Annotated in this window: 12 protein-coding genes; 9 read left to right on the forward strand and 3 right to left on the reverse strand. The window is 75.2% G+C overall.

Annotated elements, in window-relative coordinates:
- Window positions 1-3: 3 nt before the first annotated feature.
- Window positions 4-1,317, reverse strand: coding sequence for a prenyltransferase/squalene oxidase repeat-containing protein (locus tag AB0K34_RS27480; protein ID WP_171068894.1), 1,314 nt, complete (start codon window positions 1,315-1,317; stop codon window positions 4-6).
- A gap of 230 nt (window positions 1,318-1,547) precedes the next feature.
- On the opposite strand from AB0K34_RS27480, the gene AB0K34_RS27485 reads away from it, so the two are divergent.
- Window positions 1,548-2,267, forward strand: a complete 720-nt coding sequence (locus AB0K34_RS27485) for an HIT domain-containing protein (protein ID WP_138635401.1) — start codon at window positions 1,548-1,550, stop codon at window positions 2,265-2,267.
- On the opposite strand, the gene AB0K34_RS27490 is transcribed toward AB0K34_RS27485, so the two are convergent.
- Both AB0K34_RS27490 and AB0K34_RS27495 read right to left on the reverse strand, forming a co-directional pair.
- On the reverse strand, window positions 2,243-3,181 hold the full coding sequence (locus tag AB0K34_RS27490; protein WP_364551768.1) for a PfkB family carbohydrate kinase: 939 nt from the start codon (window positions 3,179-3,181) through the stop codon (window positions 2,243-2,245). The two genes, AB0K34_RS27485 and AB0K34_RS27490, sit on opposite strands and share 25 nt — an antisense overlap.
- Window positions 3,182-3,188: 7 nt before the next feature.
- Window positions 3,189-3,683: an NUDIX hydrolase gene (locus AB0K34_RS27495; protein WP_138635399.1), complete on the reverse strand. Its 495-nt coding sequence runs from the start codon at window positions 3,681-3,683 to the stop codon at window positions 3,189-3,191.
- A 679-nt stretch (window positions 3,684-4,362) separates the two neighbouring features.
- On the opposite strand from AB0K34_RS27495, the gene infC reads away from it, so the two are divergent.
- The 8 genes from infC to pheT all read left to right on the forward strand — a co-directional run bounded on the left by infC (window position 4,363) and on the right by pheT (window position 12,460).
- Window positions 4,363-4,890, forward strand: coding sequence for a translation initiation factor IF-3 (infC, locus tag AB0K34_RS27500; RefSeq protein WP_364551780.1), 528 nt, complete (start codon window positions 4,363-4,365; stop codon window positions 4,888-4,890).
- A gap of 180 nt (window positions 4,891-5,070) precedes the next feature.
- Entirely contained in the window at window positions 5,071-5,265 is a 195-nt protein-coding gene (gene rpmI / locus AB0K34_RS27505) for a 50S ribosomal protein L35 (protein ID WP_067468638.1), read from the forward strand.
- Window positions 5,266-5,335: 70 nt separating this feature from the next.
- Complete coding sequence (rplT, locus tag AB0K34_RS27510) at window positions 5,336-5,713, forward strand: 50S ribosomal protein L20 (RefSeq protein WP_089327197.1); 378 nt, start codon at window positions 5,336-5,338, stop codon at window positions 5,711-5,713.
- Window positions 5,714-5,747: 34 nt separating this feature from the next.
- Window positions 5,748-6,563, forward strand: a complete 816-nt coding sequence (locus tag AB0K34_RS27515) for an RNA methyltransferase (RefSeq protein WP_138635398.1) — start codon at window positions 5,748-5,750, stop codon at window positions 6,561-6,563.
- Window positions 6,564-6,870: 307 nt separating this feature from the next.
- A complete protein-coding gene (locus AB0K34_RS27520) occupies window positions 6,871-7,380 on the forward strand; it encodes an STAS domain-containing protein (protein ID WP_364551770.1) in 510 nt (169 codons plus the stop codon).
- A gap of 255 nt (window positions 7,381-7,635) precedes the next feature.
- Complete coding sequence (locus AB0K34_RS27525; RefSeq protein ID WP_240807318.1) at window positions 7,636-8,724, forward strand: ATP-binding protein; 1,089 nt, start codon at window positions 7,636-7,638, stop codon at window positions 8,722-8,724.
- A gap of 134 nt (window positions 8,725-8,858) precedes the next feature.
- The gene (gene pheS / locus AB0K34_RS27530; RefSeq protein WP_364551773.1) at window positions 8,859-9,968 is read left to right on the forward strand and encodes a phenylalanine--tRNA ligase subunit alpha; all 1,110 of its coding nucleotides are present in this window, start codon (window positions 8,859-8,861) and stop codon (window positions 9,966-9,968) included.
- A complete protein-coding gene (gene pheT / locus AB0K34_RS27535) occupies window positions 9,968-12,460 on the forward strand; it encodes a phenylalanine--tRNA ligase subunit beta (RefSeq protein ID WP_364551775.1) in 2,493 nt (830 codons plus the stop codon). The genes pheS and pheT overlap by 1 nt, the downstream gene beginning before the upstream one ends.
- Window positions 12,461-12,589: the final 129 nt, after the last annotated feature.

Consider the following 12,589-nt stretch of genomic DNA (forward strand, 5'->3'; position numbering starts at 1 on the left):
CGCTCACGGCGGTGCGGGCGGCGGGCCGCGCGGGGTGCGGCGCCGCTTCACCGACTCGTCGACGCCGGTGAGGACGACCGGCAGGATCACGCTCAGCCAGAAGTCCTTCCAGCCCCACAGGCCCGCGGTGACGCCGAGCGCGCTGGCCGCGCACACGAGGCTCAGCAGGAACGCCGCCCAGTGCCGCCGGGCGAGGCCCACCGGGTCGACGAGGCGGCGCCGCGGCAGCAGCTCGGCCAGCGCCCGCTCCCGCGCGTGCGACCGCTGCACGACGGTCGCGTCCGGCAGCCAGTGCAGGAGGTCGGCGGCCCCGGCGAGCGGGACGCGGCGCAGCGCGATCAGCGTCTCCAGCCGCCACCACAGCGTCCACAGCGACGTGCGCCCGCCGCCCGGGTGGCCGTTGCGGCGCGGGTCGGCGAACTCGCTGCGCGCCAGCGTCCGGAACGCCCGGGCGACGACGGGCCCGTGCGGGCCGCGCGGGTCCTTCAGCAGCGCGGTGAGCGCGATGGGCAGCCCGTAGTGCCACAGGGCCAGCCGCCAGACCGGGTCGGAGTCCGCGCCATGCTCGGCGGGGCCCGCGCCGAAGCCGTGCGGGGAGACGTCGTAGGTCTCGATCCAGGTGTGGTCGTCGTCGGGGTCGAGGTGCTCCAGCAGCCAGTCGTAGGCGTCCAGCAGCCGCTCGGTCCGCAGTTCGGGGCGCGCCTCGGCCAGGGTCACCAGCGCGAACGCGGTGTGGGTGACGGTGGGCGGGGAGTCGGGGGTCGGCCCCCAGCCGGGACGGTGCGCGGTCCGGTCGGCGGTCAGCCACTCCACGCCCCGGTCGACCGCCGGGTCGTAGGGGTTGAGCTGGCTGAGCGCGCGCAGCGCCAGGCAGGTCAGCCACACCCGGGACGGGCAGCCGCGCAGCGAGCCCCAGCCGCCGTCGGGGTTCTGGTTGCGCAGCAGCCACCGGTAGGCGCGCCGGGTGTCGGGGGCGTCCTCGCGCAGGTCGCAGCGGGCGCGGGCGAGGAACCGGGCGATCCAGCCGGTCGCCTCCACGACCGGCATGCCGAGGCTGGTCTTGGTGGCCCAGCCGCCGTCGCGCAGCGCGTCGCGGGAGCGGGTCTGCCGGGCGGCGAGGAAGGCGAGGCCGGCGTCGAAGTGCTCGAAGGGGCGTCCCGCCTCGGTGAAGGCCAGCAGCCCGAGCGCCGTCGCGGTGGTGCCGGGCTCGGGCCGCGCCAGTTCGTGGTACCAGCCGCCGCCTGAGCCGAGCGCGGGCGCGTAGGTGTCGCGCAGCACGTCGAGCGATTCGTTCAGCCGGGTCTCGAGGACGGCCATGTCGATGAGCGGGGCGCCGGCGCGGAGGGCAGGCCGGAAAGGCGGGGGTGTCTGGTTCACTCTTTTTCGATGTTGTATGTTGTTCTTTTTCCTTTTTGTTCCCGTAAGGGCAGGCTTTGTACCCCGCGGGTGCCAGGTATGTGGCCCCGGCCGCACAGATCGCCCGGGCCGGGCGGCGGGCACGCTGGAGGGAGAGCGGATGCCCCCGTCCCCCTGGTGCTGGAGGAGGCTTGGCCGAGCCGACGGCGTGGCGCGAGCCCGGTCACGACTGCGTCCTGTGCCCGCCCCTGCGGTTCCGCTTCAACGGCATGGCCGATCTGCCGGGCGAGACCGGTGTGATCGCCCGCGACCGCGACTTCCTGCTCATCCCGGACGTGGCGCCCCTCGCCGAGGGCCACGTCCTGCTGGTGACCCGCGACCACTACGCCTCTGCGGGGGAGTTCCGCCCGCGGATGTGGGAGCGGGCGCTGCGGTGGCGCGACCGCGTCGCCGGGCTCTACCGCTCCGCCTACGGCAGCGCTGAACTGGTGCTGTTCGAGCACGGGCCCGCGACCCCGCAGGGCGGAGGCGCGTGCATCGACCACGCGCACTGGCACCTGCTGCCGGGGACGCCCGGCGTCCGCGCCGTGGTCGAGGGATGGGGCCGCCCCGGGACGCCCGCCGACCGGGCCGTCCTCCGGGCCCGCCTCCGCGCCGGCCGCTCCTACCTGCTGATCGAGGAGGCCGGCGCCATGACCGTCCACCCGGGGGACGGCGCCGAGAGCCAGCTCCTGCGCCGGGCCGCGACGGTCGCCCTCACGGCCGCCGGGACGGACGAAGCCTGGCGCTGGCAGGAGACGTTCGGCCTCCCCGCCAGCAGGCGGCGCTTCCTGCGCACCCTCACGGCGCTGCGCGCCGCCCACAAGGGGCTCCCGCCGGGCGGTGATCACCCGCCCGAAAGCCACCAGTAGAGCTCGCACGCGGCCAGCCGGTCCCCGAAACCCGCGCGCTCCACGCCGTCCCGGTATCCGGTGGGGTACTCCATCAGCAGCCGGCCCCGCCGGTAGGCGAGCACGTGTTCCAAGGACGTAGGCCCGAACCGCAGCAGCCATAGCGGCCGCCCCGGCACGGCACCGTCCAGCACGGGCAGCAGCCCGCGCGGTGCCTCCCCACCCGCCGGCGGCGGCTGCCCGAGCAGGCGCGCCAGCGTGTGCGCCTCGGAGAAGACCAGGTCGGCGCGGGCCAGCGCCGGCAGCACGTCCGCCGCGGGCAGGCGCGCGTCGATGTCATGCGGGACGAGGTCGAAGGCGACCCGCGTCCCCGCCGCGCCCGCGATGCGCGCCGCCTCCTCCAGCGCCGCGCGCGAGACCGGGGACAGCACCGAGTAGCCGTCGAGCGCCAGCACGTCCGCGGCCGCGATCGCGGGGGCCGCCGCCGCGACCTCCGCCGCGGTGAGGCGGCGTCCGGGCGGCTCGTCCTGGACGACCAGGAGCCGCACGCCCGGCCGGTCGCCGCGCGGCCGGTCGCGCAGCATCACCGACACGCCGTTCGGCGCGCCCTCCTCGACCCGCAGGTGGTCGGCAGCGCCGATGCTCCGCAGCTCCCGCCGGACGACCGGGGTGTACGCGTCGTCGCCGATCTTCGCCAGCACCCCCACCCGGCGGAAATGGCGGACGGCGCACCGCGCGAGGTTGACCGCCGTCCCCGCGACCACCGCGCGCGCCGGGGCGTAGCAGAGCCGGTCGGCCCGCAGGCCGGCGAACCGGACGTCCGGCAGCGACGCGCGGACCTCGATGCCCGCGTCGCCGATCACGAGCAGCGCGAACCGGCGCTCGGCCGCGCCGTCCAGGCCCGGCCACTCGGCGGGTGAACGCGGCGGGACCACGCGGCCGTCAGCGGGCCGCCGCCAGGAACGCCCGCATCACCGGGCGCAGGCTCGGGATGAGGTCGTACCCGCCGATCTCCGCCAGCGGCACCCAGGCGCAGCCGTCCAGGTGGTCGCCCGCGTCCTGGTTGCCGAGGGTCGCGTCCAGCGTCACCGGCCGGCAGCGGCGCGCCGCCGCGACCACCCGCACCCGCGCGCCGCGCGGCCCGCCGCGGTCGGGCATGAACCACTGCCACAGATGGAACGGCGGCCCCGGATCGATCTTGAGGCCGACCTCCTCCCAGACCTCCCGCCGGATGTGGTCGTCGAGATCGAGGTCGGCGGCCACCTCCAGGCGTCCGCCGGGCACCTCCCAGCGGCCCGGCTGGAACGGGTCGGACGCGGACTTGCGGACCAGCAGCAGCCGCCCGCCGGACACGATGAACGCCTTCTGCGCGAACTGCAGCGCGATGGGCGCCAGCGAGGTGAGGGGGCCGGCGGCGCCGGCGTCGACCGGGGGCATCGCGGGAACAACCTCCCTGGTGCGGGCCCCACGGGGCCGTCTCCGCTCCACCGTAACAACGACCGCTCCGCGGGCCGAGACGCCCGCCGGGCCACAACACCCTCACCTCCCCGCCCGCCCCCACCGTTCGGGACCGCGCACGCGGCGAGGCCGGCCGGGGAATGGCCGGGGCCTCGACGCTGTTGAGGAGGGTGTCGTACCTCACCAAGGCGTACTCACCGGGGCCCCGAACCCGCCGGGGCGGCGGGAGCGGAAACGCCCGCCGGGAGCGGGCGAGGCTTGCTCCGGGCGGCCCCCGGAGGTGGTATTCTTGGTGGTCGACCGGCCCAGTGCGCGCGATCCGAGCGATGGTGCGCGCCGGGCGCTCAAGCGGAGGCCACCTCCCACCTGACCGGCCGAGGCTGCGGACCGTGCACGCCGCCCACCTGGGCGGCTTCGCCGAAGCCCGCGGTACCCATCTGGGGCACCCCAGACCCAAGGCCGGTGGGTTCTCGGTCCGGCGAACGGGCACCGCGTGCCCGTCGCGCCGTCGTCCCCGGACGGTCCGTCCGTCCAGGGAGACCGAAGGTGGCCCCGTGCGTGAGTCGTGCGGGGCTTTTCTCGTGGAAGCCTCGGGGTACGACCGGTCCAACGAACTTGAGAACGGCCCCAAGGAGGTCCCATCAGCGCCGAACCGCGTATCAACGACCGCATTCGCGTGCCCGAGGTCCGGCTCGTCGGCCCGAACGGCGAACAGGTGGGCATAGTGCCCATCGCCAAGGCCCTTGAACTCGCGCGTGAGTCGGACCTCGACCTCGTCGAGGTGGCGCCCACCGCGCGTCCGCCCGTCGCGAAGCTCATGGACTACGGCAAGTTCAAGTACGAGTCCGCGATGAAGGCGCGTGAGGCGCGGAAGAACCAGGCGCACACGGTCATCAAGGAGATCAAGCTCCGCCCGAAGATCGACCCGCACGACTACGAGACCAAGAAGGGTCACGTGGTGCGGTTCCTGAAGGCCGGGGACAAGGTGAAGGTCACGATCATGTTCCGTGGTCGTGAGCAGTCCCGCCCCGAGCTCGGGTACCGGCTCCTGCAGCGGCTCGCCGACGACGTCGAGGACCTCGGCTTCGTCGAGTCGCGCCCCAAGCAGGACGGCCGGAATATGATCATGGTGATCGGTCCGCACAAGAAGAAGGCGGCCCGCGGGCAGGAGACCGAGACCGCCTGACGGCCGCCCGGGACCGGCCCAGCGGCGGCCCCGACACCGCGACCTCGCGGCTGAGCGGGGTCGCGGCGCACGTACATTGAAGCCTGACCCGGCGCCCCACGGAGCCCCGTGCGGAGCGCCGATCAGGCGCGCCCCCGTGCGGGAGCACGGGGGCCGGGAACGAGGGAGACGACGGCGACCATGCCGAAGACGAAGACCCACAGTGGTGCCAAGAAGCGCTTCAAGCTGACCGGCTCCGGCAAGGTGATGCGCCGCCGCGCCAACAAGAACCACCTGCTCGAGCACAAGCCCACCAAGCGGACGCGCCGCCTGTCCGGCCCGGCCGTGGTGGCCGACGCCGACGCCAAGAACATCAAGAAGCTGCTGCGCAAGTAGCACTCGACCAGGAACATCAGCGACCGGCCGAGGCCAAGTACGGCCCGGCCCCCCACGAAGGAGTCAGAACGTGGCACGCGTCAAGCGGGGAGTCAACGCCGCCAAGAAGCGTCGGGTCGTCCTGGAGCGGTCGAGCGGCTACCGCGGTCAGCGTTCGCGCCTGTACCGCAAGGCCAAGGAGCAGCAGCTCCACTCGATGACCTACGCCTTCCGGGACCGCAAGGACCGCAAGGGCCAGTTCCGCCGGCTGTGGATCCAGCGGATCAACGCCGCGGCCCGCGCCAACGGCATCACCTACAACCGGTTCATCCAGGGCCTGAAGGCCGCGGAGGTCGAGGTCGACCGCCGCATGCTCGCCGAGCTGGCCGTCAACGACGCCGCGGCGTTCGCGGCGCTCGTCCAGGTCGCCAAGGACGCCCTCCCCACCGAGGGTTCGGAGGCGGCCTGAGCCGGGCGACCGGCATACGGGCGAGTACGGCGACATGGCGGGCCGCGAGCTGACCTCCCTCCGATCACCACGGGTGAAGTCCGCTCGGCGGCTCGCCAAGCGAGCCTTCCGGCGCCGCGAGAACCGGTTCCTCGCCGAGGGGCCGCAGGCGGTCCGGGAGGCGCTGGAGATCCCCGGCGGCCTCGCCGAGCTGTTCACCACCGCCGAGGCGGAGGCCCGCCACCCCGAGTTGGTCGCCGCCGCCGAGCGCGCCGGTGCGCCGGTGCTGCGGGTCAGCGGCGAGGTCATGGCGGAGCTTGCGCAGACCGTGACCCCGCAGGGGCTGCTCGCGGTCTGCGAGTTCGTCGACGTCCCGCTCGCCACGGCCCTGCAGGCCCGGCCACGGCTGGTGACCGTCCTCGCGCACGTCCGCGACCCCGGCAACGCGGGCACGGTGCTGCGCACCGCCGACGCGGCCGGGTCGGAGGCGGTCGTGTTCACCGACGCGTCCGTCGACCCCTACAACGGCAAGTGCGTGCGGGCCTCGGCGGGCAGCCTGTTCCACCTGCCGGTCGTCACCGGCCCGCGGTTCGACACGCTGATCCCCGAGCTGAAGGGCGCGGGGCTGAGCGTCCTCGCCGCCGACGGCGCGGGCGACCGCACCCTCGACGACGCGATCGACGCGGGGCTGCTCGCGCGCCCCACGGCGTGGGTGTTCGGGAACGAGGCCTGGGGCCTGCCCGACGAGATCCTCCGGCACGTGGACGAGGTCGTGCGCGTGCCCATCTACGGCCGTGCCGAGAGCCTGAACCTGGCGACGGCCGCGGCCGTATGCCTCTACGCCTCGGCGCGCGCCCAGCGCGACATGTGACGCCTCCGCACCTTTCCGGCCCGTACGGGCGGGAGGTCGCGGCGGTTCACTGCATTCTGTGATCGGATGGCCGCAAGCGGTCGCGTTCGGCGCCGCTGTCCGGCCGGTGAGCTGGGAGGATGGACCGCGCATGCGCGGCGGGCGGGGGCCCGCCGCGGCCGTGCGGCTCGTCCGCAGGTAGGAGGCGGGGTGGGGACCGGCGGGGGATTACGCCGTCCCGGGCCCGTGCCTACCGTGTTGATCAGTGCGTTGACCAGGGCGTTGACCAGGGGCGGCGAGGACGCCGTGCAGAGTGGGGGCGAACGTGATGACCGAGGGGACCAGACCCGCCGGGAGGGCGGGCCGGCGCGCGCCGGAGGTGCGGTGCCGGGCGGGCGCGGTCGCTGGCCGCGCCCCGGGCGGGGCGCCCGCCGCGGCCGGCTCCGCGCCCTCCGCCGGGGCCGCCGGGCTGCGCATCGAGGTCGCCCGGGTCCGCGGTGACACGGTCGTCGTGACCGTGGCCGGGGAGATCGACCTGCGCACCGCGGGCGCGCTGCGCGACGGGCTCGTCGAGCTGCACGGCCGGCTGCCCGGCACGGGCCCGCGCCGGCTGGTGGCCGACTTCAGCGCTGTCCCGTTCTGCGACGCGGCCGGGCTCGGCGCGCTGGTCGCCGCGCATAACCAGATCGCGGCGGACGGCGGCGAGATCGCGCTGACCGGCGTCCGGCCCGCCCAGCTGCGGCTGCTCCGCATCACCGGGCTGCACCGGCTGTTCGCGATCAGCGCCGGGGGCGACGTCGCCTGCGCCGGCTACGGTCCGTCGGCGGGGTCCCGCTGACGGACCCGGGCCCGGGTTCCGGTCAGGACCCCGGGTCAGGAACCCGGCCCGGCCGCCGCGGGAGGGGCGCCGGTCCGGGCTGGTGAGGCCGCCCGCGGGCGGGGCGGCACCCCGCCCGGGAGGCTACAGATGCCTTGCCGCCGGGCGGTTTCCGGGTCCCGCAAGATGGCCGACTCCGGCTAGAGTCTCTTTTCGACAGGCCGCGTTCTCAACGGTGTTCTGGAGGCCGCTGTGGGCGGAGAGGAGTCCCCTCTCGTGGCCGCGCGCGTGCCCGGGCGAGGGAACGCGGCGGGCACCGAGTGGGACGCCGCGGACGACCTGCCCGACGGGCTGCTGGTCGCCGGCCGGGACGCCCGCGTGATGGTGTTCAACGCCGCCGCCGCGCGGATCACCGGTGTCCGCGCCGAGTCCGCCGTCGGCCGCGACTTCCGCGACGTCCTGCCGCTGCACGACGCCGAGGGGCGCGACTGGTGGAAGTGCCTGGCCCCCTACGAGGGCCTGCGCACCCGCACCCGCCACCCCGAGCGCGTGCTGTTCCTGCCCGGCGGCACCGAGGTCCTGGTGACGGCCGCCTACCGGCGCGACGAGCGGGGCCGGGTGGAACGGTTCACCGTCTCGCTGCGCGACGCCGTGCACCGCGCCCGCCAGGAGCGCGACCGCGCCGACCTCGTCTCCACCGTGGCGCACGAGCTGCGCTCCCCGCTGACCAGCGTGAAGGGCTTCACCGCGACGCTGCTGGCCAAGTGGCACCGGTTCAACGACGACCAGAAGCGCGTCATGCTGGAGACGGTCAACGCCGACGCCGACCGCGTCACCCGGCTGATCACCGAGCTGCTGGACGTGTCCCGCATCGAGGCGGGCCGGCTGGAGATGCGCCGCCAGGTCGTCGACCTGCCCGAGGAGGTCCGCAAGGTCATCGCGGGCCGGGTCGCGGCCGGCGACCCGGAGGACCGGTTCCGGTTCGAGGCGCGCGGCGCGCTGCCCGAGATGTGGCTCGATCCCGACAAGATGGACCAGATCCTCGGCAACCTTGTGGAAAACGCGGTGCGGCACGGAGCGGGTACCGTCACAATCGTGGTGGAGCCGGACGCGCATGGGGAGGGAGCCGCCGTGTCGGTACGCGACGAGGGCGAGGGCATCCCGCCCGAGGCCGCCCAGCGCGTCTTCCGGCAGTTCTGGCGCGGCCCCGGCGGCAACCGCCGCGGCGGCACCGGCCTCGGGCTCTACATCGTCAAGGGCCTGGTCGAGGCGCACGGCGGCGTGATCACCGTGCGGCGGGCGCCCGGCGGCGGCGCCGAGTTCCGATTTACCGTGCCCGCAGGGGCCCCCGACTACGCCGGCTGAGCGGCGCGCCGCCGCCACGGCACGGCACCGGGCCCCTGGTCGGGCCAGCGCGTCACGCGCACGCTTTCCGGATCCCCACCGCCCGCGCACTAGACTGCGGGCGTCCCACGCCGACCGGAGTCGATCACACCACCATGTCTGCACCCAACAAGTCCTATGACCCCGTCGAGGTGTCCGCGCTGCAGCCCGAGGAGCTGGAGCGGGCCCGCACGGAGGCGCTCGCGGCGATCGCCGCGGCCGCCGACCTCGACGCGCTGAAGCAGGTCCGCCTGGCGCACGCCGGCGACCGTTCCCCGCTGGCCCTCGCCAACCGCGAGATCGGCGCGCTGCCGCCCGCCGCCCGCGCCGACGCCGGCAAGCGCATCGGCGCCGCCCGCGGCGCGGTGTCCAAGGCGCTGAAGGAGCGCCAGGCGGAGCTGGAGGAGGAGCGCGACCAGCGCGTCCTCGTCGAGGAGACCGTCGACGTCACCCTCCCGTGGGACCGGGCCCCGCGCGGCGCCCGCCACCCGCTGACCACGATGCAGGAGCGGATGGCCGACGTCTTCGTCTCCATGGGCTTCGAGGTCTCCGAAGGCCCCGAGGTCGAGGCGGAGTGGTACAACTTCGACGCGCTCAACTTCCTGCCCGACCACCCGGCCCGCACCATGCAGGACACGTTCTTCGTGGAGTCGGAGGGGTCCGGCCTGGTGATGCGCACGCACACCTCGCCGATGCAGATCCGGTCGCTGCTGTCGCGGGAGCTGCCGGTGTACGTGGTCGCACCGGGCCGCACGTTCCGCACCGACGAGCTGGACGCCACCCACAGCCCCGTCTTCCACCAGCTGGAGGGGCTCGCGGTCGACGAGGGCCTGACCATGGCCGACCTGCGCGGCGGTATCGACGCGTTCGTCACCGGGATGTTCGGCGCGGGGCTGAAGACCCGGTTCCGGCCGTCGTACTTCCCGTTCACCGAGCCGTCCGCCGAGGTGGACATGCAGTGCTTCGTGTGCCGCGGCGCGTCCGCGGAGCCGGGCGGCGACCCGTGCCGGACGTGCAGCTCGGAGGGCTGGATCGAGCTGGGCGGCTGCGGCATGGTCAACCCGCGGGTGCTGGTGGCGTGCGGCGTCGACGCGGGCCGCTACAGCGGCTGGGCGTTCGGGCTGGGCGTCGAGCGGACGCTGATGTTCCGCCACGGCGTGGAGGACATGTACGACATGGTGGAGGGCGACGTCCGGTTCACCCTCCCGTTCGGGATGGAGATCTGATGCGGGCCCCGCTTTCCTGGCTGCGCGAGTACGTCGAGCTGCCCGCCGGCGTCACGGGCCGCGCCCTCGCCGCGGAGCTGATCGCGGCGGGCCTGGAGGTCGAGACCGTCGAGCAGGCCGGCGCCGACATCGTCGGCCCGCTCGTCGTCGGCGAGGTGCTGGCGTTCGAGGACTTGACCGGCTTCAAGAAGCCGATCCGCTACTGCCAGGTGGACGTCGGCGACGCCAACGGCACCGGCGAGCCGCAGAACATCGTGTGCGGCGCGACCAACTTCGCGGCCGGCGACCGCGTCGTGGTGATCCTGCCCGGCGGGGTGCTGCCCGGCGGGTTCGAGATCGGCGCCCGCAAGACCTACGGGCACCTGTCCGAGGGCATGATCTGCTCGGTCACCGAGCTCGGCATCGGCGACGACCACAGCGGCATCCTCGTCCTGCCGCCGGACGCGCCGGTCGGCGCGGACGCGGTGGAGCTGCTCGGGCTGCGCGACGACGTCCTCGACATCGCCGTCACGCCCGACCGCGGCTACGCCCTGTCGATCCGCGGCATCGCCCGCGAGGCCGCCACCGCCTACGGCGTCCCCTTCAAGGACCCGGCCGACGTGGAGCTCCCCGCCGAGGACGGACCGGGCGACGGCGGGGGGGCGTACCCGGCGAGCATCGGTGATCCGTCCGCGTGCGACCGGTTCGTGCTGCGGGAGGTGCGCGGGTTCGACCCGGACGCCGAGACCCCGATGTGGATGCGGGTCCGCCTGCACCGCGCCGGGATGCGGCCGGTGTCGCTCGCCGTCGACATCACCAACTACCTGATGCTGGAGCTCGGCCAGCCGCTGCACGCCTTCGACCGGAGCAAGCTCACCGGCCCGATCGTGGTGCGGCGCGCCGCCCCCGGCGAGAAGCTGGAGACGCTCGACCACGTCCAGCGGACCCTCGACCCCGACGACATCCTCATCACCGACGAGTCGGGGCCGATCTCGATGGCCGGCACGATGGGCGGGCTCGCCACCGAGATCGACGACCGGTCGTCCGACATGGTCATCGAGGCCGCGCACTTCGACGCGATGGGCACCGCCCGGATGAGCCGCCGGCACCGGCTGCACAGCGAGGCGTCGCACCGCTTCGAGCGCGGCGTCGACCGCGAGCTGCCGCTGTACGCCTCCTACCGGGCGGTCCGGCTGCTCGCCGAGCTCGGCGGCGCGGAGGTCGTGCCGGGGGTGACGCACGCGGAGGCCCCGGTCGAGCGCGTCGAGATCACGATGCCGGCCGGGCACCCCGACGAGGTCGCGGGCGTCTCCTACGGGCGGGACGCGGTCGTCCGCAGGCTGGAGCAGGTCGGCTGCGCGGTCGCCGGCGAGGACGTGCTGACGGTGACGCCGCCGTCGTGGCGCCCCGACCTGACGGATCCCGCCGATCTCGCCGAGGAGGTCATCCGCCTCGAAGGCTACGAGGACATCCCGGCGCGGGCGCCGCGCCCGGCCGCCGGGCAGGGCCTGACCCCGCACCAGCGGGTGCGCCGCCGCGTCGGCCGCGCCCTCGCCGGCGCGGGCTACGTGGAGGCGCTGGCCTTCCCGTTCATCGCCGAGAAGGACCTGGACGGCCTCCAGCTCCCGGCCGACGACGCGCGGCGGCGGACGCTGCGGCTCGCCAACCCGATGTCGGAGCAGGAGCCGCTGCTGCGCACCACGCTGTTGCCGGGCCTGCTGAAGGCGCTGGCGCTCAACGTGGGGCGCGGCTTCGGCGACACCGCCCTGTTCGAGCTGGGCGTGGTGTTCCGGCCCCGTCCGGACGCCCCGGACCGCGCGCCGCGCCTCGCGGTCGACCGCGGCCCGACGGCCGAGGAGATCGCCGGGCTGGAGGCCGCGCTGCCCGACCAGCCGCACCGGGTGGCGGTCGTGCTGTCCGGCGACCGGGAGCCGGCCGGCTGGTGGGGCGAGGGCCGCCCGGCGCTGTGGGCGGACGCGATCGAGGCCGCCCGCACGGTGGCCCGCGAGGTCGGGGTGGAGCTGACGGCGAAGGCCGACCAGCACGCGCCCTGGCACCCGGGCCGCTGCGCCGCGCTGTACGCGGGCGACACCCTGGTCGGCCACGCCGGCGAGCTGCACCCGCGCGTCACCAAGGCGTACGGGCTGCCGGCGCGGTCGTGCGCGATGGAGCTGGAGCTGCGCCGCCTGGGCGAGCCGGTCTCCGTTCGCGCGCCGCACGTGTCGTCCTACCCGGTCGCGACGCAGGACGTCGCGCTGGTCGTCGACGCCGGGGTGCCCGCCGCCGACGTCGAGTCGGCGCTGCGCGACGGCGCCGGCGACCTGCTGGAGGCGATCCGGCTGTTCGACGTCTACACCGGCGAGCAGGCGGGGGAGGGCCGCAAGTCGCTGGCGTACTCGCTGCGGTTCCGCGCCCCGGACCGCACGCTGACCGCCGAGGAGGCGTCGCAGGCCCGCGACTCCGCCGTGGCGGCGGCGTCCGAGCGCACCGGAGCCGTGCTGCGCGGCGCCTGACGCGTCCGGCCGTGGGGGGGGGGCCCGCCCCCCGGCGGCGGGCGCGCGCGCCCGCCCCGCCCCCCACGGGGGCGGGAGCGCGGCGGCGCCCGACGGCACCCCCACCCCACCCCAACCAACCCCCCCCCC

It is taken from the genome of Actinomadura sp. NPDC049382 (assembly GCF_040677125.1).
GTDB classification, from domain to species: domain Bacteria; phylum Actinomycetota; class Actinomycetes; order Streptosporangiales; family Streptosporangiaceae; genus Spirillospora; species Spirillospora geliboluensis.

Bases quoted from the DNA above. Each gene is read 5' to 3' on its own strand.
- rpmI (WP_067468638.1), top strand. From the start codon at position 5,071: ATGCCGAAGACGAAGACCCACAGTGGTGCCAAGAAGCGCTTCAAGCTG.
- AB0K34_RS27480 (WP_171068894.1), bottom strand. From the start codon at position 1,317: ATGGCCGTCCTCGAGACCCGGCTGAACGAATCGCTCGACGTGCTGCGC.
- AB0K34_RS27495 (WP_138635399.1), bottom strand. From the start codon at position 3,683: ATGCCCCCGGTCGACGCCGGCGCCGCCGGCCCCCTCACCTCGCTGGCG.
- AB0K34_RS27520 (WP_364551770.1), top strand. From the start codon at position 6,871: ATGACCGAGGGGACCAGACCCGCCGGGAGGGCGGGCCGGCGCGCGCCG.
- AB0K34_RS27515 (WP_138635398.1), top strand. From the start codon at position 5,748: ATGGCGGGCCGCGAGCTGACCTCCCTCCGATCACCACGGGTGAAGTCC.
- pheS (WP_364551773.1), top strand. From the start codon at position 8,859: ATGTCTGCACCCAACAAGTCCTATGACCCCGTCGAGGTGTCCGCGCTG.
- pheT (WP_364551775.1), top strand. From the start codon at position 9,968: ATGCGGGCCCCGCTTTCCTGGCTGCGCGAGTACGTCGAGCTGCCCGCC.